This is a genomic window from Pseudomonas sp. RAC1 (assembly GCF_030658255.1).
In the GTDB taxonomy this organism is placed as follows: Bacteria; Pseudomonadota; Gammaproteobacteria; order Pseudomonadales; family Pseudomonadaceae; genus Aquipseudomonas; species Aquipseudomonas boreofloridensis.
In genome coordinates this window covers 146344-167251 of sequence record NZ_JAUTXS020000038.1, presented here as the reverse complement: position 1 = coordinate 167251, position 20908 = coordinate 146344, and the positions used below count along the sequence as shown (strand labels likewise).

Genomic DNA, 20908 nt, shown 5'->3' with positions numbered 1-20908 from the left:
TGCACCATTGCTCAGGTGATTGCCGGACGCTTATTTCGCGTCTGGACCGTAGATGTCGAAGTTGAAGTACTTGGCCTCGATCTGCTTGTACTTGCCGTTGGCACGGATGGCGTCGATGGCCTTGTTGATGCGCTCGCGGTTGGCGTCATCACCCTTGCGCACGGCGATACCCACACCGTCGCCAAAGTACTTCACGTCGGTGAAGGCAGGCCCGACGAAGGCGAAGCCTTTGCCAGCGTCGGTCTTGAGGAAGCCGTCTTCGAGCAGGGTGGCATCGGCCACGGTACCGTCCAGGCGACCGGCCGCGACGTCCAGGTAGACTTCGTTCTGCGTGCCATAGGGCACGACGGTGACGCCCTTCGGTGCCAGTACTTCCTTGGCGAAGCGGTCATGGATCGAACCACGCTGCACGCCGATTTTCTTGCCCTTGAGCTCATCGAGGCTGTCGCTGACGGTGGTGCCGTCCTTCATCACGAGACGCGCCGGGGTCAGGTAATAACGATTGGTGAAGTCAACCGACTTCTTGCGATCGTCGGTGATCGACATGGAGGACAGGATGGCGTCGATCTTGCGCACTTTCAGTGCCGGGATCAGGCCGTCGAATTCTTGCTCGACCCACGTGCACTTGGCTTTCATCTCTTCGCACAGGGCGTTACCGATGTCGTAGTCGAAGCCGGCAATGCTGCCATCGGGCTGCTTGAAGGCAAAGGGTGGATAGGCCGCTTCGATACCGATCTTCAACGGCTTTTCGTCGGCCTGCGAGACCAGGGAAAACACGGACAGCGCCAGGGCGCCAAGCAGTGCGAGCTTCTTCATCAGGTAACTCCATCGGTACGGGGCACTAGCAGGCAGGGAAACGACTGCCCGAGAGGCGAATGAGTACAACGCGAGCCGCGCAGGGTTCGACCAGGGTCGCAGACCACGAGCGAGTGAGTGGCATTCTAACGGCAGCCCGGTGGTCGATATTTCTTCAAAGCGACAACTACGTATAGAAGCGCATAAACCTGCGGGCGGCGATATTGACAGCTCTTGCGAAACATGCAAGCGCAAAAGGAATACAACCTTTAGACGAAGCAATAAGCGCGCCTATTATTGGCAAAGCCTTGAATTCCAGCAAGTGCGGGGTGCGTGGGGGTGACGATGTGATAGGAAATGCACCGGAGGACTGCAGGACTGTTTCCCCTGGCCCCGATTCGGTGCAATGGATCAGCGCGACGGGTTACCGATGAATATCGGGTAACACTCGGCAAGATCGAGCAGAAATCCCGTCAAGGGTAAGCTGCCGCAAGAATGAGAAGGGGCTGCATCGCAGCCCCTGTCATGCAACTACGCCGACGCCCGGCTCATGGCCTTGTGGGTGTCGATCAGGTGTTGCACCACACCCGGATCGGCCAGGGTGGAAATATCACCCAGCGCATCGTACTCGGCCGTGGCGATCTTGCGCAGGATACGGCGCATGATCTTGCCCGAGCGGGTCTTGGGCAGGCCTGGTGCCCACTGGATGACATCCGGCGAGGCAATCGGGCCGATCTCCTTGCGCACCCAGTTCTTCAACTCCTGGCGCAACTGCTCGCTGGGCTCCTCGCCGGCGTTGAGGGTGACATAGACATAGATGCCCTGCCCCTTGATGTCGTGCGGTACGCCCACCACCGCCGCTTCGGCGACCTTGGCATGCGCCACCATGGCGCTCTCGATCTCGGCGGTGCCCATGCGGTGGCCGGAGACGTTGAGCACGTCGTCGACCCGCCCGGTGATCCAGAAGTAGCCATCTTCGTCGCGACGCGCGCCGTCACCGGTGAAGTACATGCCACGGAAGGTCTTGAAGTAGGTGTCGACGAAACGGTCGTGGTCGCCATACAGCGAACGTGACTGCCCCGGCCAGGAGTCGAGGATCACCAGGTTGCCCTCGGCCGCGCCCTCGATCAGGTTGCCCAGGTTATCCACCAGTGCCGGCACCACGCCGAAGAACGGCCGGGTCGCCGAGCCTGGCTTGAGGCCGATGGCACCTGGCAACGGGCTGATGAGGATGCCGCCGGTTTCGGTCTGCCACCAGGTGTCGACGATCGGGCAACGCTCCTTGCCGACCGTCTTGTAGTACCAGTTCCAGGCTTCCGGGTTGATCGGCTCGCCGACCGAGCCAAGCAGGCGCAGGCTCGAACCGTCGGCGCCGGCCACTGCCGCCTCGCCTTCGGCCATCATCGCGCGGATGGCGGTCGGGGCGGTGTAGAGGATGTTGACCTTGTGCTTGTCGACGATCTTCGACACACGGGTGATGTCGGGGTAATTCGGCACGCCTTCGAACAGCAGCGTGGTGGCGCCGTTGGCCAGCGGACCATAGACGATATAGCTGTGCCCGGTGACCCAACCCACGTCGGCGGTGCACCAGTAGACCTCGCCCGGACGGTAGTCGAAGACCCGCTCATGGGTGAGCGCGGCGTACACCAGGTAACCGCCGGTGGTGTGCAGCACGCCTTTGGGCTTGCCGGTCGAACCCGAGGTATAGAGGATGAACAGCGCTTCCTCGGCGCCCATTTCCTTGGGCGCGCAGTGGTTGGAGGCCACCTTCATCAGGTCCTCGTACCAGATGTCGCGGTGCTGGTGCCAGGCAATGTCGCCACCGGTGCGCTTGCACACGATGATCTTCTGCACGCTGCTGGTTTCAGGATTGGTCAGGGCCAGGTCGACGTTGGCCTTGAGCGGCGTGCGTCGGCCGCCGCGCAGGCCCTCGTCGGCGGTGATCACCACCTTGGACTTGCAGTCGATGATGCGTCCGGCCAGCGCTTCGGGCGAGAAGCCGCCGAACACCACCGAATGAATGGCACCGATGCGTGCACAGGCGAGCATCGCCACCACCGCTTCGGGAATCATCGGCATGTAGATGGTCACCACATCGCCACGGTGCACGTCCTGCCCGCGCAGCGCGTTGGCGAATTTGCACACCTGCTCGTGCAGCTCGCGGTAGGTGATGTTGCGGTGTTCGGAAGGGTCGTCACCCTCCCAGATGATAGCCAACTGGTCGCCCCGCTCTTCGAGGTGGCGATCCAGGCAATTGTAGGAGACATTCAGAGTGCCGTCGGCGAACCATTTGATGTCCACGTGGTGGTCATCGAAAGAGGTCTGCTTGACCTTGGTGAAAGGCTTGATCCAGTCCAGGCGCTGGGCCTGCTCGCGCCAGAAGCCGTCCGGGTTGATCACCGATTGCTGGTACATGGCCTTGTAGGTGGCCTCGTCGGTCAGGGTGTTTGCCGCGACCTCGGGACGAACGGGATACAGGGGAGCCGCACTCATCTGTTTTACCTCGGTGTAATAGTTGTTTTTGTATACGAAGGTTTTAACTGTACCAGAGCGCGCGTGACCATTCGACGTTGGTAGTACCAAAACCCGACTGGCGCGTCAGCGCTTCCACGACAGCGCTGCAACCGGCGTAATCGCTGATGTCCAGAAAAAAGCGGTGGTGCAGGAAAAGATTGTTACCGAATCCAGCAAAAACTGTATCAAAACAGTGTCTTTTTCAACTTGCCACGCAGGCCTAACATGGCCCTCGCCAACAACGGCAAACCGATCAACTTCCAGTCCAGCCCCCACGCGGCCTTGTTGATCCTCTCCCGAACTCAACTTTCAACGTTGTACGTTTTCGCGGCGCCCTGCGTGCCGCGCGTCCCTTCACGACCTTAGACAGGTAACTCGAACATGAAAGCTTTACTGGTATTGCTACTGGGCAGTGTCTGCAGCGCGGCGATGGCCGATGACCTGACGCCGCCCGCCGAGCAGATTCCGGTCGAACACTACAATTACTCCCAGCACCTGGATATCGCCAAGGTGCTGTCCATGAGCCCGGTCGCCGATGTCTGCGCAGTGGTGCCGGCGCGCATGACCTACGAGGACTCCCAAGGCCACCGACACGTCCTGGAGTACCGCGTGATGGGCAATGGCTGCTCCAACGGTTGAGTCGCGACACGGGGGCCCTGCGGGCCCCTTTCGCCGCCCCGACGGACACCCCACGGCCCACTATCGATCGGTCATCTTGCCCAGGGAATAATCGCGTAACTTGTTGGCAATCGTCGTGTGCGAGACGCCCAATCGCTTCCCCAGCGCTCGACTACTTGGAAAGTCGGCCTTCAAACTTTCAAGCACCGCTTTTTCAAAGCGACCGATAATATCCGACAGTTCCCCTTCCAACGAAAAGTTACCCAGCGGTTGACGCGAGCCGTAATCCGGCAGGCGAATATGTTCAACTTTCACCACCCCGCCTTCGCATAACGAGACGGCTTGGAACACCACGTTCTCCAGTTGCCGCACATTGCCCGGCCATTGATAAAGACTCAACTTGTTGAATGCCGCCGGCGCCAATGTCGGCAAGGCGCAGCCAATCTGTCGACTGGCCTGGTCGAGGAAATGACGAACCAATCCTTCGAGACCGTCCATGCATTCACGCAGTGGCGGAATATGCAATGACAGCACATTGAGGCGGTGATACAGATCCTGACGAAATTCGCCGCGTGCGCACAACTCCGACAGGTCCACCTGGGTCGCGCAGATCACCCGCACGTCCAGATGCACCTCCTCGTCGCTGCCGACACGACGAAAGCAACCGTCCTGCAGAAAGCGCAGCAACTTGACCTGCAGCCGCGGGCTCATCTCGGCCACGCCATCGAGAAACAGCGTACCGCCTGCCGTCAGTTCCAGCAGGCCGAGCTTGCCTTCGGCGCGGGCGCCTTCGAAGGCGCCAGGCCCGTAACCGAACAGCTCGGTCTCGGCCATCGATTCCGGTAACCCGGCGCAGTTGAGCGCCATCAGCGGCGCCTGGCCGCGCGGACTGGCCAGGTGACAGGCGCGGGCCAGCAGCTCCTTGCCGGTGCCGGTCTCGCCCTCGATCAGCAACGGCGCATCCAACGGCGCCATGCGCCGCGCCTCACGCACCACTGCGGCCATTACCCGAGAGCTCTGGAAGATGCTGTCGAAACCGCGCAACTCCTGTTTGCGTACGTTGTAGATGCGCTCGCCGATGCGGTCGGCGCGGTGCAGCGTGAGCACGGCGCCGGCGAGCGCTTCGCTGTCGTCGTGCTCGGACTGCAGCGGGGCGATGTCGGCCAGGAATACATCGCCTTTGACCTTGACCCGCAGGCCGTTGATGCGCGACTGATTGGCCCGCACCAGTTCCGGGAGGTCGAAATCCTCGACGTAGCGCGCCAGCGGTAGCCCAGGCACTTCGTCGACGCGCACGCCCAACAACTGCGCCGCCGCGCGGTTGGCCGCGACGATGCTGCCGCCCATGTCCACCGATAGCACGGGAAATTCCAACGCACCGAGCAGGGCGTTGAGTTCCATATGTCGGCGCTCGCTGGGCATCAAGCCGACGCGCTTGACACCAAACACGCCGGCGATGGCCTCGAACTTGGGACGCAGGGCCTGAAATTGCAGATTGATGAGGTTGGGGCAGTGCAGATAGATCGCATTGCCCTGATCGCCGCCGACCTCCCCGCGCAGCACGTTGATGCCGTACTCCACCAGAAGATTGAGAATGTCGCGCAGGATGCCGATGCGGTTTTGACAATGGACTTTGATGCGCATGGAAGCTCCGTCACGCCGTCTTTTTCATGTTCAGCGCAGAAATTCGTAAAGATAAGCTGACAAATCAATCAGCCTTAAGGCCTTAGAAAGGCGGATCTTCGGTCAATACAGGCTGCTTGTAAAATTTACCTTACAGAAATCCTTTGCAGACACCGCTCGCCTGACCTGATCACCGGATGCAATCGCCCAAACCAAGGGCTATTTCTAATGCCATTGCGGTCATAACAACAAAGCCCTCAGCAGGAGAGCGACATGAAACAAACGCAGTACGTGGCCCGTGAGCCCGACGCGCAAGGTTTTATCGACTACCCGCAGCATGAGCATGCGGTGTGGAACACCTTGATCACCCGTCAGTTGAAGGTGATCGAGGGCCGCGCCTGCCAGGAATACCTGGACGGCATCGAGCAGCTCGCCCTGCCCCACCACCGCATCCCGCAACTGGGTGAAATCAACAAGGTGCTGGCCGCTACCACCGGCTGGCAAGTCGCCCGGGTCCCGGCGCTGATCCCCTTCCAGACGTTCTTCGAATTGCTGGCCAGCAAGCGCTTCCCTGTCGCCACCTTCATTCGCAGCGCCGAAGAACTCGACTACCTGCAGGAACCGGACATCTTCCACGAGATCTTCGGTCACTGCCCCTTGCTCACCAATCCCTGGTTCGCCGAGTTCACCCATACCTACGGCAAGCTCGGCCTGGCCGCGACCAAGGAGCAGCGCGTGTACCTGGCGCGACTGTACTGGATGACCATCGAGTTCGGCCTGATGGAGACTGCCCACGGCCGCAAGATCTACGGTGGCGGTATTCTCTCCTCGCCCAAGGAAACCCTGTATAGCCTTTCCATCGAGCCCGAGCACCAGGCCTTCGACGCCATCGAAGCCATGCGTACGCCGTATCGCATCGACATTCTGCAGCCGGTGTATTTCGTGCTGCCGAACATGAAGCGCCTGTTCGACCTGGCCCACGAAGACATCATGGGCATGGTCCAGCGAGCCACGCAGTTGGGCTTGCATGCGCCGAAATTCCCACCCAAGGCGGCCTGAGCCACCTTGTCGACAACAAACTGATAGTGGAAACCCTCGATGAACGCCTTGAACCAAGCCCACTGTGAAGCGTGCCGTGCCGATGCACCGAAGGTCAGCGACGAAGAGCTGGCCGAGCTCATCCGCGAAATACCCGACTGGAGCGTGGAAGTGCGCGACGGTCACATGGAACTGGAGCGGGTGTTCCTGTTCAAGAACTTCAAGCATGCGCTGGCCTTCACCAACGCGGTCGGTGAAATCGCCGAAGCCGAAGGGCATCACCCAGGCCTGCTGACCGAATGGGGCAAGGTCACCGTCACCTGGTGGAGCCACTCCATCAAGGGCCTGCACCGCAACGACTTCATCATGTGCGCGCGTACCGACCAGGTGGCGCAAACGGCTGAAGGGCGTAAGTAAGCGCTGCACATTCGCAGCGGTTTGCCGCTGCGATTCACCCGCGATGCCTGCGCCTCTGCACCTGTCGCGTGCAGCGCCCATGATCGCTACCACCTCCCACTGCTCAAGGTTTCTCGCGCTCGCCCAGCGCGTTGACCGTCCGCTATCCGCCCACAAATCCGAAGTGCGCGCGGGATTTTTTTCAAACTGTCATCCAGACTCCTGTATCCTGCCTCGGCGTTGCAAACGCTTCAGAATGCGCCTGGCGCAGCCTTTTCACTCACACTTGCGAGGAACGACGAGATGCACGAAATCCCGAATCTTCCCTTCCCAAGCCTGAACCCCGAAGAGCAGACCGTTACCGCCCATGCCGCCGAGCCGGCACCTGCTGGGCACGAAGGTGACGACCCCTCCAGCGCCGATCAGGACTAATCGCGCACCCCCGACCGTGTGAAAACGGCTGACCTGCGGGCTCGCCCCGTCAGCGCGCTTTCACACTGTCCAGACCCTCTCCCGCGAATCCCCCATGCCCGAATCACCGCGCCGCTTGGCGATCACGCTGCAAATCGTCTCCATCGTGCTGTTCACCTTCATCGGCTACCTGAACATCGGCATCCCGCTGGCCGTGCTACCCGGCTACGTGCATAACGACCTGGGCTTGAGCGCCGTACTCGCCGGCCTGGTGATCAGCGTGCAGTACCTGGCCACCCTGCTCAGCCGCCCCACCGCCAGCCGCATCATCGACAATCTGGGCAGCAAGAAGGCGGTGATGTGGGGCTTGGCCGGCTGCGGCCTGAGCGGCGTGTTCATGCTGGCGTGCAGCTTCCTCGGCCACCTGCCGTGGGTGAGCCTGGCCTGTCTGCTGGTGGGACGCCTGGTCCTAGGCAGCGCGGAAAGCCTGGTGGGTTCGGGTTCGATAGGCTGGGGCATTGGCCGCGTGGGCGCCGAACACACGGCCAAAGTCATTTCCTGGAACGGCATCGCCAGTTACGGCGCCCTGGCCATCGGCGCTCCGCTCGGGGTGCTGATGGTCAACCACCTGGGGCTGTGGAGCATGGGCGCCAGCATCATTGCGCTGGGCCTGATCGGTCTGGCCCTGGCGTGGTCGAAGCCGGCGGCGCCGATCGTGGCCGGCAAGCGCCTGCCATTTCTGCAAGTGCTGGGCAAGGTGTTTCCCCACGGCGCGGGACTGGCCCTGGGCTCGATCGGCTTCGGCACCATCGCGACCTTCATCACCCTCTACTACGCCAGTCGCGGCTGGCCGAGCGCCGCCCTGACGCTGAGCGTGTTCGGCGCCAGCTTCATCTGCGCGCGCCTGGTGTTCGGCAACCTGATCAACCGCCTGGGCGGCTTTCGCGTGGCCATCGCCTGCCTGTCGGTGGAAACCCTCGGGCTGTTGATGCTGTGGCTGGCACCGAGCGCGGAGCTTGCGCTGCTCGGCGCGGCTTTGAGCGGATTCGGTTTCTCCCTGGTCTTCCCGGCACTGGGCGTGGAGGCGGTCAATCAGGTGTCGGCCGCCAACCGCGGCGCAGCGGTGGGGGCGTACTCGTTGTTCATCGACCTGTCGCTGGGGATCACCGGGCCCCTGGTGGGCGCGGTGGCCGCAGGGTTCGGATTCCGCTCGATCTTCCTGTTCGCCGCTGGGGCTGCGGTGTGCGGGCTGGTGTTGAGTGTGTATCTGTACCGGCAGACGCGCCGATACGATCGCGGGCAGCCGCGCCTGTGAAGGCGCGGGGTGACCGTCAGGATCAGCGCAGCAGATGTTGCAGCACGACCTCCAACGGATGTCGCAACGGCTTGTCGGTCATGCGCTTGACCTGGCTACGGCATGAATAACCCGTCGCCAAGGCCTCGCCTGCCTTGTCCAGCTTGCCCGCCCAGGACTGCTCGAAGATGGCCTTCGACGTCTGCTGGTTGCGCGCTTCATGGCCGTAGGTGCCGGACATGCCGCAGCAACCGGTGGCTTCGGTCACCAGGTTGAGCCCCAACCGCTCGAACACCTGTTCCCACTGACGCGTGCTGGCCGGCGCGTTGGTCTTCTCCGTGCAGTGGGCCAGCAGACGGTAGCTGCCGCCCTGCCCTGCAGGCTGGCGTGGCAGCTCATCGACCAACCACTCCTGAGGCAGCAGCACCTTGGGGCAGCCTTCGAGCCCATCGACTTTCTGGTATTCCTGGCGATAAACCAAGGTCATCGCCGGATCCAGCCCGACCAAGGGTATCCCGCAGTCGGCCAGGGCCTTGAGCTGACGACCATTGCGAATTGCCGCCTTGGCGAACGCACCGAGGAAACCTTGTACGTGCAGCGGCTTGCCATTGGCACTATAGGGGGCGAGAAACACCTGATAGCCAAGGCGGGTCGCCAGCTCGATGAGCACGGCCAGCAGCGGCGTTTCGAAATAGCGGGTGAAGGCATCCTGCACCAGCACCAGGCTACGCTCGCGCTGCATCGGCGTCAGTTCGCGCAGGCTGGGCACGCTGGCCATCTTCACCCGGCAGCGGGTCAGCGTGGCCTGCAGGTTGAAGCGGCTGATCAGCGGGCTGTCGACCATGCCCACCTGATCGGCCAGCAGACGGCTCACCCACTTCGACCCCATCACGGCGTTGTACAGGCCCGGCGCGCGGGCCAGATAAGGAATGGTGAATTCCAGCGAGCCGATCAGGTAATCACGCAACGGACGCTGATAGCGCCCGTGATAGAGCTCGAGGAAACGCGAACGGAAGTCCGGCACGTTGACTTTGATCGGGCACTGCCCGGCGCAGGACTTGCACGCCAGGCAACCGGCCATGGCGTCGTAGACTTCGTGGGAGAAGTCGGCCTGCCCCTGGCGCTGCGCGCGCCGGTTGGCCAAGCGCTTGGGCAGGCCCTTGAACCACGGTGCCTTGCGCTGCGCCGAGGCCAGTACGTCGATATCGGCCTCGCCCTGCAGGCGCAGCCACTCACGGATCAGCGAGGCGCGGCCCTTGGGCGAGTGGCGGCGCTCGCGGGTGGCTTTCCACGACGGGCACATGGCGTCGTTGGGGTCGTAGTTGTAGCAGGCGCCGTTGCCATTGCAATGCACCGCGCTGGCAAAACTCTGCCAGACGCGCTCGTCAATGTGACGGTCGAGGTCGCCGCGCAGGGTCACGCCATCGACCGCCGTCAGGCCCTCGGCGCTGTGCAACGGGGTGCAGATCTTGCCAGGGTTGAGTTGATTGCGCGGGTCGAAGGCACCTTTGAGGCGCTGCAGGGCAGGGTACAGTTCGCCGAAATAATCGGGTACGTACTCCGAACGCAGGCCTTTGCCATGCTCGCCCCAGAGCAGGCCACCGTAGCGTTTGGTCAGCGCCGCCACCGCATCGGAGATCGGCTTGACCAGCGCGGCCTGGGCCGGATCCTTCATGTCCAGCGCCGGCCGAACATGCAGCACACCGGCATCGACATGACCGAACATGCCGTAGGCCAGGCCGTGGCCGTCGAGCAGCGCGCGGAACTCGGCGATGTAGTCGGCCAGGCGCTCCGGCGGCACGGCGGTGTCCTCCACGAAGGGCTGCGGCCGCACCTCGCCCTCGACGTTGCCCAGCAGCCCCACCGACCGCTTGCGCATGGCGTACACCCGCGTCACCGCTTCGGCGCCCTCGGCCAAGGTATGGCCCAGGCGCTCGACGCTGGTGTCGCTGCGCAGGTGCTCGACGAACGCCGCCACCCGCGCATTGACCGCCTCCGGCTCATCGCCGCAGAACTCGACCAGGTTGATGCCCAGGGTCGGACGCTGCGTATCGGCGGGGAAGTATTCGGCCACGCTGTGCCAGACGATGTCCTGCATCGCCAGCATCAGCACCTTGGAGTCGACCGTCTCGATCGACAGCGGCTTGAGCGCCATCAGCGCATTGGCATCGCGCAGCGCGTCCATGAAGCTGGCATAGCGCACGTTGACCAGTACCGCATACTTGGGAATCGGCAGCACATTGAGCTTGGCCTCGACCACATAGCCCAATGAGCCCTCGGCGCCGCACAGTACGCTGTTGAGGTTGAAGCGGCCTTGCGTGTCGCGCAGGTGCGCCAGGTCGTAGCCGGTCAGGCAGCGGTTGAGCTTGGGAAAGGTCGCCTCGATCAATTCGGCCTGGGTCTGCTGGATGTCGCGCGCCGTGCGATACACCTCGCCCACCCGTCCGGGTGCGGCGCAGGCCTGCTCCAGGGCTGCGTCGTCCAGCGGCAGGCTGTGCAGGCGCTGACCACCGAGCAGCACGCTGTGCAATTCGAGTACGTGATCGCGGGTCTTGCCATAGGTGCAACTGCCCTGGCCGCTGGCATCGGTGTTGATCATGCCGCCAAGGGTGGCGCGGTTTGAGGTGGACAGCTCAGGGGCGAAAAACAACCCATGGGGCTTGAGCGCCGCATTGAGCTGGTCCTTGACCACACCGGCCTGCACCCGCACCCAGCGCTGTTCGACGTCGATCTCGAGAATGGCATTCATGTGCCGCGACAGGTCGACGACGATGCCGTCTGTCAGCGACTGGCCGTTGGTGCCGGTGCCGCCGCCGCGCGGGGTCAGCTTGATCTGGGTGAAGCGCGGCTCGTCCATCAGCGTGGCGACCCGCACCACATCGTCGGCGTCCAACGGGAACACCGCCGCCTGGGGCAAGCGCTGGTAGATCGAGTTGTCGGTGGCCAGCACCGTGCGGGTGCCGTAGTCGGCGCTGATCTGGCCGCGGAAACCGCTGGCACGCAGAGCGTCGAGGAATTCGGGGTAACCGGCGGCAGGCGCACGGACAGGCAACTGGGCGATCATCGAAGGATGGCCTCTTGATAGGTCTGATCACGGTGTGGACGTTACTGACACCTGCGCAGCACGCATGAATGCCGACAGGCCAGATGACGGATGCGCCCATGTTCCTGTAGTTTCGGCTCGAGGGCAAACGGATAATCCTGCCGCTATCGATGAGTTTCATGAATGAATTACCGCCACTTGACGCCCTCGATGTCGCTGCTGCTGGCCTTCGAGGCGGCTGCGCGCCATGAAAGCTACACCCGCGCTGCCGTGGAGCTGTCGCTCACCCAGAGTGCGGTCAGCCGCCAGGTCCAGGCGCTGGAGCAGCAACTGGGGCTGACACTGTTCCGCCGCGAGGGGCGCCAGGTGCAGTTGACCGATGTGGGGCGCTTGTACCAGCGCGAACTGAGCGAAGCCCTGGGTCGAATTCGCAGCGCCACCCTGCAGGCCCTGGCCTATCAATCCGGGGTCGGCACCTTGCGCCTGGCGACCTTGCCGACTTTCGGCTCGAAATGGCTGTTACCGCGCTTGCACGCGTTCTATCAGGCGCACCCGGGCATGCTGGTGCATATTCATTCACGTATCGAAGCCATCGACTTCGACACCAGCGAAATCGATGCTGCCATCGGCGTGGCCAGCCACGACCTACCTGGCTTGATCTGTCATCGGCTGCATGCCGAAGAGTTGGTGGTGATCCTGCCGCCGCAAGCGGCACTTGCGGCCGATGGCTGGACGCCGCGGCGGATCAGCGAAGAGCTGCTGCTCAATGTCGCCAACAATCCGCACGCCTGGGGCGAATGGTTCTCCCATCATGGACTGGCGCATCGCTCGATGCGCCTGGGGCCGAGCTTCGAGCTGACCTCGCATTTGATCCAGGCAGTACGCGCGGGTATCGGCATCGGCCTGGTGCCCAGGATCCTGGTGGCCGAGGAATTGGCCAAAGGCGAGCTGTTCAGCCCCGCAGGGGCATTCGCCAGCCAGCGCAGCTACTACCTGATCTATCCACCCCGCAATGAAAGGCTGCCGTCGTTGCGGGCCTTTCGCGGGTGGTTGCTGGAGCAGATCTAGGCTCTGCCTGAAAAGCCTTGACACTCGGTGATGCTGCGTTGAAAACCGCCTCGGAATGCTCATTTACAACCCGTAAACTCCGCTTCCTCGGCGGTTTTCGCCTTGCCTGACCTTCGTCTCAAAGCTTTTCAAACAGAGCCTAGCTTTCGCCCAGACAACAAAAAACCCGGTACCCGTTACCTGGCACCGGGTTTGATGGCATCAACCGCGCTTCACTCGGCCACGCTGCGCGTCGCCTCGCCCGCCTGCGCCATGCGCTTGCTCTTGATCATATGGAACACGTACATCACCAGCAACCACACCGGAATCGCGTAGACCGAAATCTGGATCCCCGGAATCTGCAGCATGATGCCCAGGATCAGCACCACGAAAGCCAGACACAGGTAGTTACCATACGGATACCACAGCGCCTTGAACAGCGGTTTCTGGCCCGTGCGGTCCAGGTGCTGACGGAACTTGAGGTGCGAGTAGCTGATCATCGCCCAGTTGATCACCAGTGCCGCCACGACCAGCGACATCAGCAACTCCAGGGCCTGTTGCGGCATGAAATAGTTGAGCAGCACGGCAATCAGGGTAAAGGCCGCCGAAGCCAGGATCGCCCGGACGGGAACGCCACGACGGTCGATTTTCGCCAGGGCCGCCGGCGCGTCGCCCTGCTCGGCCATGCCGTAGAGCATGCGCGCATTGCAGTAGGTGCCACTGTTGTAGACCGACAATGCGGCAGTGAGCACCACGAAGTTGAGCAGGTGCGCCGCCACGTCGCTGCCCAGCAGGGAGAACACCTGCACGAACGGACTGCTGCCATAACTGCCGCCGGACGCGTCGATGCTCGCCACCAGGCTGTTCCACGGTGTCAGCGACAGCAGGATCACCAGCGCGCCGATGTAGAAGATCAGGATGCGGTAGATGACCTGGTTGATCGCCTTGGGAATCACCGTCTTCGGCTTGTCGGCTTCGGCAGCGGTGAAACCGAGCATTTCCAGGCCGCCGAAGGAGAACATGATGATCGCCAATGCCATCACCAATCCGCTGACGCCATTGGGGAAGAAACCGCCGTGGCTCCACAGGTTGCTCACCGAAGCCTCCGGACCGCCGCTGCCGCTGGTGAGCAGGTAGGCGCCCAAAGCGATCATGCCGACGATGGCCACCACCTTGATGATCGCGAACCAGAACTCAGCCTCGCCGAACACCTTGACGTTCATCAGGTTGATGGCGTTGATCAGCACGAAGAAACCCGCCGCCGTGACCCAGGTGGGGATCTCCGGCCACCAGTAGTGGACATACTTGCCGACCGCCGACAGTTCCGACATACCCACGAGGATATACAGCACCCAGCAGTTCCAGCCCGACAGAAAGCCGGCGAAACCGCCCCAGTACTTGTGGGCGAAATGGCTGAATGAGCCTGCCACCGGCTCCTCGACGATCATCTCGCCGAGTTGGCGCATGATCATGAAGGCGATGAAGCCGCAGATGGCATAACCGAGAATCATCGACGGGCCGGCGGATTTCATCACCCCGGCCGAGCCCAGGAACAACCCGGTGCCGATGGCGCCGCCCAGGGCGATCAACTGGATGTGGCGGTTCTTCAGGCCGCGCTTGAGTTCGCCTGACGGCTGCGAATGTTGTCCACTCATGAACGAAGTCACCTGCTTGTTTTTATCTGTGACGGAATCGGACCCGCAGCGCTCGTGGCACAGCGGAATGAAGCAAGGTGGTTACCTTGGGTTCTCGGACCCTGGCGCCGCGCCGGGCGCTGGGCCTGGGGCAGATCAGCCGGGTGTCGGCGAGAATGCGTGGTACGCGAGGGGGTCACAGGTAAAACGCGGCGCATTGTATACCCCTGCGAGCGCGCAGGCATCAACGCGTTGCGTGGTTTGCTCGGGGCAAAACGCAGCGGTCCTGAGGGAGAGGCCGCCTGGGGCGGGATGATCGGCGTACATGGCGCCTCCATTTATTGTTGTCGGGCGCAGCGTCGTGGCTGCGCGGTGCACGGGGCTGGCTGGACTATCGGTGAGAATGCACGCGTCAGACAAGGCCCGTGGTGCAGACAGAAACGTGCCAACGCACCCCGAGACGGAACGCTGGCTTTACAGGTGGCGCCGTTGCGGCGTTTGCTTCAAGGCCTGCGCGAAGCGTTCGTACACTTTTCTTTACAAGGTGGAAACCAGATCTTCCACAGGCTGGAAAAAGACTTTTTGCTCAAGGACTTGCAATAGCCTTCCAGCTCTTCGCGCAGATGCAAAAAAGCCAGCCCGAAGGCTGGCTCATGCACGGCGCAAATCGATCAGCCGCGTGGCTTGCCGCGCCCACGGCCGGCCGGCTTGTCAGCGCCGGGCTTGGTCGCACGCTTACGCATCTCGCTTGGGCGCTCGGCGACGGCACTGCCGCGATTGCCCTTGCGGGGGGCCTCTTCGCGTCCTGGACGTGCCGGACGCTCAGCCGCCTCGCGCGGCTGGCGCTCGCCCGCCTCCTGGGCAGGACGCAGGTTGCGCACGCGCTCGCCACGGCCCAGCGGACGGGTGGACTTGCGCTGCAGACGCTCGAGCTTGTCCTTGGCCTTGAGGTTGAGGGTCGGCAGCGCCACCGGCTGCAGCCCGACTTCGGCTGCCAGGATATCGATCTCGCCCTGGCTCATTTCACGCCAGCGGCCCATCGGCAGGTCGGAGTTGAGGAATACCGGGCCGAAGCGCACACGCTTGAGGCGGCTGACCACCATGCCCTGGGATTCCCACAACCGGCGCACTTCACGGTTGCGACCTTCCATCACCACGCAGTGATACCAGTGGTTGAACCCTTCACCACCGGGCGCCTTCTGGATGTCGGTGAACTTGGCCGGGCCGTCTTCGAGCATCACACCGGCCTTGAGGCGGTCGATCATCTCGTCATCGACCTCGCCCCGCACGCGCACCGCGTATTCGCGGTCCATCTCGTAGGAGGGGTGCATGAGGCGGTTGGCCAACTCGCCATCAGTGGTGAACAGCAGCAGGCCGGTGGTGTTGATGTCCAGGCGACCGATGTTGATCCAACGGCCTTCCTTGGGACGCGGCAGGCGATCGAACACGGTGGGACGACCTTCGGGGTCGTCACGGGTGCAGATCTCGCCGTCGGGCTTGTTGTACATGATGACGCGGCGGGTCGCCTCGGCGGCTTCCTCGCGCTTGATCAGCTTGCCATCGACGGCGATGGCATCGTGCAGGTCGACGCGCTGGCCAAGTGTGGCAGCGACGCCGTTGACCTTGATGCGGCCCTGGCTGATCCAGGCTTCGACGTCACGGCGCGAACCCACGCCAATGCGCGCCAGCACCTTTTGCAGCTTTTCGCCGGACGGCGGGGTGGGTTGGGTTTCTTGCAGGTCTTTGTCGCTCATCTGGGCACCTCCCGGTGTACGGTGTATGAAAGCGATTCGGCGACGGATGCGCCAAGGGGGCGCGCATTGTACGTGGTTGACGCAAGCGATGCATCGGGGTGCAGGTGTTTTTTTCCCAACGGTAGGTAACGCGTCGACCTGATCATGGGCGCAGCCCGTACCAGGCCCTCAGACCTTGTCCTCCGGCGCCTCGACCGCATCATCGGCCTGGCGCAAATCATCGAAATCGGTCTTGAGCCCCTCCTCCATCGCGTCGAGCTCCACCAACAAGCTGCGGAAGCTGGTCTGCTCCTTCGGCTCACCCTCCTGGGCCTCATCGGCGAGGCTGGCGTCGGCCAGCGCCTGCAGATGCGCAGGCACCGGGGCCTCGTCCGGGTCGTCAGCCAGCACCTGCGGCTCCATTTCCCGCAGTTCGGCCAGCGGCGGCAGCTCGTCCAGGCTACGCAGATTGAAGTGATCGAGGAACGCCTTGGTAGTGGCGAACATCGCTGGACGGCCCGGCACTTCGCGATAGCCGACGATGCGGATCCACTCGCGCTCCATCAGCGTTTTGACGATATTGCTGTTGACCGCCACGCCCCGCACGTCCTCGATCTCCCCGCGGGTGATGGGTTGACGGTAGGCGATCAGCGCCAGGGTCTCCAGCAGCGCGCGGGAGTAACGCTGCGGGCGCTCTTCCCATAGCCGGCCGACCCACGGCGCGTAGGTTTCGCGGATCTGCAGACGATAGCCGCTGGCCACTTCCTTGAGCTCGAAGGCGCGGCCGGCGCAGGATTTCTCCAAGGCTGCCAGCGCCTTCTTGAACACGGCCGGCGCCGGCCGCTCGGCCTCCTCGAACAGCTCGTAGAGGCGCTCAAGCGACTGCGGCTTGCCGCTGGCCAACAGAAAAGCTTCGATCAGCGACGCCAGGTCGCGGGGTTCATTGAGGTTCATCGGGGTAGTTTGACCGTTACTCGGCGCGGACTCGGACATGGATCGGGGTGAACGGCTCATTCTGCACCAGTTCGATCAGCGATTCCTTCACCAGCTCGAGAATCGCCATGAAGGTGACCACCACCCCAAGCTTGCCTTCCTCGGCCTCGAACAGCTCGACGAAGGGTACGAAGCCGCCGCCCTTCAAGCGTTCCAGCACCTGACTCATGCGCTCGCGGGTAGAGAGCGTCTCGCGGGTGATCTGGTGGCTTTCGAACAGGTCGTTGCGGCGCATGACCTCGGCCATGGACAGCAGGATCTCCTCCAGCGCCACCTCCGGCAGCAGCTTGCGCACCTTGGCCTGGGGCGCCTCCAATTGCGGCACCAGCACCTCGCGGCCAATGCGCGGCAGGCCGTCGATGTCCTCGGCGGCAGCCTTGAAGCGCTCGTACTCCTGCAGGCGACGGATCAGCTCGGCGCGCGGATCGCCCTCTTCTTCCTCGACTTCGCTGGAGCGCGGCAGCAGCATGCGCGACTTGATCTCGGCGAGCATGGCGGCCATCACCAGGTACTCCGCCGCCAGTTCCAGGCGTACGGACTTCATCAACTCGACGTAGCCCATGTACTGCCGGGTGATCTCGGCCACCGGGATGTCGAGGATGTCGATGTTCTGCTTGCGGATCAGGTACAGCAGCAGGTCCAGCGGGCCTTCGAAGGCTTCGAGAAACACCTCCAGCGCGTCCGGTGGAATATACAGGTCGATGGGCAGCTCGGTCAGGGCTTCGCCATAGACCAGCGCCAACTGCAATTGCTGCGGCGTTTCAGGTTCGTGCGTCAGGGCCTCGGGGGCGTCGGCCTGGCTCACGCGTCAACCAGGAACGGCGACGGGTCGCCACACCCTTCACGGATCAGCTGCGGCGCGTCGCCGGACAGATCGATGATGGTGGATGCCTTGAGATCGCCGAATCCACCGTCGATCACCAGGTCGACGTGGTGCTCCAGGCGCTCACGGATTTCGTAGGGATCGGTCATCGGTTCGTCGTCGCCCGGCAGGATCAGGCTGACGCTCATCAGGGGCTCGCCAAGCTCGGCCAGCAGCGCCAGGGTAATCGCATGGTTCGGCACACGCAGACCGATGGTGCGGCGTTTTTCATGCAGTAGCAAACGCGGCACCTCGCGGGTGCCGTTGAGAATGAACGTGTAGGGGCCGGGCACATGGGCCTTGAGCAGGCGGAAGGTGCCGGTGTCGACCTTGGCATACAGCCCCAACTGCGACATGTCGCAGCACATCAGCGTGAAGTTGTGGGTCTTGTCCAAGCCTCGCAGACGCCGCACGCGCTCGATCGCCGCCTTGTCGCCAATCTGACAACCCAGGGCATAAGCCGAGTCGGTCGGATAGACCACCACCCCGCCTTTGCGAATGATCTCCACGGCCTGACGAATCAGCCGCGCCTGCGGATTCTCCGGGTGAATCTGGAAGAATTGGCTCACTTCGTCGTCCTGTTCATACCGCCATAGGCTGTTCATGATGGAATCGGCGCCACAGAGGTGGCAGGTCCTCGGGCAGGGGCCGGTAGGCACCGATCTCGCCCCAGGTGCCGGGGCCGTGGAAATCACTGCCGGCGCTTGCCAGCAGGCCGAACTCACGGGTCAGAATGGACATCGTGCCCACCTGTTCGGGCGGCATCATCCCATTGACCACTTCCAGTGCCTGCCCTCCCGCTTGAATATAGTCGGCGATCAGGCGCCTGCGCTTGCTGCGGGTGAGCTCGTAGTGCATGGGGTGGGCCAGGCTGACCCAAGCGTTTGACTGACGAAGGGTCGCGACAGTTTCCTCGAGCGTCGGCCAGTGCAACTTGACGTCGCCCAGTTTGCCGGCGCCCAGCCACTTGCGAAAAGCCTCGCCGCGGTCCTTGACGTAGCCGGCACGGACCAGGAATTCGGCAAAATGCGGGCGCGCCGGCGCATTCTGGCTGTCGCCCAACGCCTGTTGCACCGCCCGGGCCCCGTCGAGGGCATCGGGCATACCCTTGGCCGCCAGGCGTCGGGCGATGTCCTCGGCGCGCATCCAGCGACCGCGATGCAGTTGTTCGATGGCCTCGAGCAGAGGCGGCGCATCGAGCGCAAAATCGTAACCCAGCACATGAATGGTGGCCCCGCCCCAGGTGCACGACAGTTCGACACCGCTGACCCACTGCAGGCCCCGCTCCAGGCAGGCGGCACGCGCCTCCGACAAGCCTTCGAGGGTATCGTGATCGGTCAACGCCAGCGTGCGCACCCCGTGTTCATGGGCGCGCGCGACCAGTGCCGTGGGCGACAAGGCGCCGTCGGAGGCCGTGCTGTGACAGTGCAGATCAACATTCATGGAGGAGCGCTTTCGCCGGAATCGATGTTTGTTATTATGCCGTCACATCCCGCTTCTGGCTGCCACTGTGAAACAATTCATCGATTTCATCCCGCTGCTGCTGTTCTTCATCGTCTACAAGATGGACCCGCGACCGCTGGAATTCGCCGGCCACCCCTTCGAGTTCGGCGGTATCTACAGCGCCACGGCGATGCTCATCGTCAGCTCCGTGGTGGTCTATGGCGCCGTATTCCTGCGCCAGCGCCGGCTGGAAAAGAGCCAATTGCTGACCCTGGTCGCCTGCCTGGTGTTCGGCGGCCTGACCCTGGCCTTCCACAGCGAAACCTTCCTCAAATGGAAGGCACCGGTGGTCAACTGGCTGTTCGCCCTGGCCTTCGCCGGCAGCCATTTCATCGGCGATCGGGTCCTGATCAAGCGCATCATGGGCCACGCCGTGACCCTGCCGGACGCCATCTGGACCCGCCTGAACCTGGCCTGGATCGCATTCTTCCTGATCTGCGGTGCGGCCAACCTGTTCGTCGCCTTCACCTTCCAGGACTTCTGGGTCGACTTCAAAGTCTTCGGCAGCCTCGGCATGACCGTGGTCTTCCTCATCGCCCAGGGCGTTTACCTGTCGCGCCATTTGCACGACGCCGACACCTCCCCTTCCAAACCCAAGGACTGACATGCTCTACGCCATCATCGCCAGCGACGTCGAAAATTCCCTGGAACGGCGCCTGGCCGCACGCCCCGCGCACATCGAGCGGCTGCAGCAGCTCAAGGCCGAAGGCCGCGTGGTGCTGGCCGGCCCGCATCCGGCCGTCGACAGCAGCGATCCCGGGGCGGCAGGCTTCAGCGGCAGCCTGATCGTCGCCGAGTTCGACTCGCTGACCGCAGCCCAGGCCTGGGCGAATGCCGACCCTTACGTGGCGGCCGGCGTCTACGCGCAGGTGGTGGTCAAGCCGTTCAAGCAAGTCCTGCCCTGACCGGCCCCAGGCCTGTACGCACGCCCTGCGGCGCACAGGCCTTTTGCTGAACATTCATCTATCGCGGCCACCTGCCGACAACCTCCTGAATCGAATCAGAGAATCAGGAGTTCCGATGCGCCAAGGTCCGTTGTTCGTGCTGCTGTGCTGCCTGCTGTCGTCCTCCCCCCTCGCGCTCGCCGAGCAACCGCACTCGACGGATACCGATGCACGTGTCAGCGAACTGCAGCAGCGCCTGCAAGCCAGCGAGCAGCAGCGCGCGGTGCTGAGCCGACAACTCCAGGGAACCGACAGCACCCAGCTCGAACGCCTGCGTGAGGAGAACCAGCGTTTGCAGGCAGCCGTGCAGAAACAGCAGGCCAGCGGCCCGCTGCACCTGCTCACCGAACAGCAACAGTGGTTCGTGATCGGCTCGGGCGTTGCACTGTTGTCGGCTGTGTGCGGTATCTTAGCCAGCGGCGGACACAGAAGACGTCGGCAATGGTTGAATTGAGTGAGT

At 63.0% G+C, this 20908-nt stretch carries 19 protein-coding genes; 9 read left to right on the top strand and 10 right to left on the bottom strand.

The window, feature by feature from the left end; translation table 11 throughout:
- Positions 1-30: 30 nt before the first annotated feature.
- Together Q7C30_RS18135 and acs are read right to left on the bottom strand one after the other, a co-directional pair.
- The gene (locus Q7C30_RS18135) at positions 31-816 is read right to left on the bottom strand and encodes an ABC transporter substrate-binding protein (RefSeq protein ID WP_029614281.1); all 786 of its coding nucleotides are present in this window, start codon (positions 814-816) and stop codon (positions 31-33) included.
- A 510-nt stretch (positions 817-1326) separates the two neighbouring features.
- On the bottom strand, positions 1327-3288 hold the full coding sequence (acs, locus tag Q7C30_RS18130; protein WP_039579080.1) for an acetate--CoA ligase: 1962 nt from the start codon (positions 3286-3288) through the stop codon (positions 1327-1329).
- Between the two features lie 402 nt (positions 3289-3690).
- Here acs and Q7C30_RS18125 point away from each other — a divergent pair, with 402 nt between their 5' ends.
- Entirely contained in the window at positions 3691-3948 is a 258-nt protein-coding gene (locus Q7C30_RS18125) for a DUF2790 domain-containing protein (protein WP_029614282.1), read from the top strand.
- 60 nt (positions 3949-4008) lie between these two features.
- Here Q7C30_RS18125 and Q7C30_RS18120 read toward each other — a convergent pair whose 3' ends face one another.
- A complete protein-coding gene (locus tag Q7C30_RS18120; RefSeq protein WP_317872308.1) occupies positions 4009-5571 on the bottom strand; it encodes a sigma-54-dependent transcriptional regulator in 1563 nt (520 codons plus the stop codon).
- Between the two features lie 252 nt (positions 5572-5823).
- On the opposite strand from Q7C30_RS18120, the gene phhA reads away from it, so the two are divergent.
- From phhA to Q7C30_RS18100, 4 genes are all read left to right on the top strand, one after another.
- A complete protein-coding gene (gene phhA / locus Q7C30_RS18115; protein WP_317872307.1) occupies positions 5824-6609 on the top strand; it encodes a phenylalanine 4-monooxygenase in 786 nt (261 codons plus the stop codon).
- 39 nt (positions 6610-6648) lie between these two features.
- A complete protein-coding gene (locus Q7C30_RS18110; RefSeq protein ID WP_039579085.1) occupies positions 6649-7005 on the top strand; it encodes a 4a-hydroxytetrahydrobiopterin dehydratase in 357 nt (118 codons plus the stop codon).
- A gap of 282 nt (positions 7006-7287) precedes the next feature.
- A complete protein-coding gene (locus tag Q7C30_RS18105) occupies positions 7288-7416 on the top strand; it encodes a hypothetical protein (protein WP_275898054.1) in 129 nt (42 codons plus the stop codon).
- 94 nt (positions 7417-7510) lie between these two features.
- Positions 7511-8710 carry an MFS transporter gene (locus Q7C30_RS18100; protein ID WP_317872306.1) on the top strand — a complete coding sequence of 400 codons (1200 nt, stop codon included), beginning with the start codon at positions 7511-7513 and terminating at the stop codon, positions 8708-8710.
- Between the two features lie 22 nt (positions 8711-8732).
- Here Q7C30_RS18100 and Q7C30_RS18095 read toward each other — a convergent pair whose 3' ends face one another.
- Positions 8733-11753, bottom strand: a complete 3021-nt coding sequence (locus tag Q7C30_RS18095) for an FAD-binding and (Fe-S)-binding domain-containing protein (protein ID WP_317872305.1) — start codon at positions 11751-11753, stop codon at positions 8733-8735.
- Positions 11754-11915: 162 nt separating this feature from the next.
- Here Q7C30_RS18095 and Q7C30_RS18090 point away from each other — a divergent pair, with 162 nt between their 5' ends.
- On the top strand, positions 11916-12800 hold the full coding sequence (locus Q7C30_RS18090) for a LysR substrate-binding domain-containing protein (RefSeq protein WP_317872304.1): 885 nt from the start codon (positions 11916-11918) through the stop codon (positions 12798-12800).
- Between the two features lie 212 nt (positions 12801-13012).
- On the opposite strand, the gene Q7C30_RS18085 is transcribed toward Q7C30_RS18090, so the two are convergent.
- The 6 genes from Q7C30_RS18085 to Q7C30_RS18060 all read right to left on the bottom strand — a co-directional run bounded on the left by Q7C30_RS18085 (position 13013) and on the right by Q7C30_RS18060 (position 19444).
- Positions 13013-14434: an amino acid permease gene (locus tag Q7C30_RS18085; RefSeq protein ID WP_317872303.1), complete on the bottom strand. Its 1422-nt coding sequence runs from the start codon at positions 14432-14434 to the stop codon at positions 13013-13015.
- 650 nt (positions 14435-15084) lie between these two features.
- Complete coding sequence (rluB, locus tag Q7C30_RS18080) at positions 15085-16167, bottom strand: 23S rRNA pseudouridine(2605) synthase RluB (RefSeq protein WP_317872302.1); 1083 nt, start codon at positions 16165-16167, stop codon at positions 15085-15087.
- Positions 16168-16335: 168 nt separating this feature from the next.
- Complete coding sequence (gene scpB / locus Q7C30_RS18075; RefSeq protein ID WP_317872301.1) at positions 16336-17100, bottom strand: SMC-Scp complex subunit ScpB; 765 nt, start codon at positions 17098-17100, stop codon at positions 16336-16338.
- Positions 17101-17116: 16 nt separating this feature from the next.
- Complete coding sequence (locus Q7C30_RS18070) at positions 17117-17815, bottom strand: ScpA family protein (protein WP_162889593.1); 699 nt, start codon at positions 17813-17815, stop codon at positions 17117-17119.
- Positions 17816-17940: 125 nt separating this feature from the next.
- Positions 17941-18570, bottom strand: a complete 630-nt coding sequence (locus Q7C30_RS18065; RefSeq protein WP_317872563.1) for an L-threonylcarbamoyladenylate synthase — start codon at positions 18568-18570, stop codon at positions 17941-17943.
- A gap of 13 nt (positions 18571-18583) precedes the next feature.
- The gene (locus tag Q7C30_RS18060; RefSeq protein WP_295482511.1) at positions 18584-19444 is read right to left on the bottom strand and encodes a PHP domain-containing protein; all 861 of its coding nucleotides are present in this window, start codon (positions 19442-19444) and stop codon (positions 18584-18586) included.
- Between the two features lie 67 nt (positions 19445-19511).
- On the opposite strand from Q7C30_RS18060, the gene Q7C30_RS18055 reads away from it, so the two are divergent.
- From Q7C30_RS18055 to Q7C30_RS18045, 3 genes are all read left to right on the top strand, one after another.
- Positions 19512-20108, top strand: a complete 597-nt coding sequence (locus tag Q7C30_RS18055; protein ID WP_317872300.1) for a septation protein A — start codon at positions 19512-19514, stop codon at positions 20106-20108.
- Position 20109: 1 nt separating this feature from the next.
- Positions 20110-20409 (top strand): YciI family protein, encoded by a 300-nt coding sequence (locus Q7C30_RS18050; RefSeq protein WP_317872299.1) that lies wholly within the window; start codon positions 20110-20112, stop codon positions 20407-20409.
- 115 nt (positions 20410-20524) lie between these two features.
- Positions 20525-20902: a translation initiation factor 2 gene (locus tag Q7C30_RS18045; protein WP_295482522.1), complete on the top strand. Its 378-nt coding sequence runs from the start codon at positions 20525-20527 to the stop codon at positions 20900-20902.
- Positions 20903-20908 lie beyond the last annotated feature (6 nt).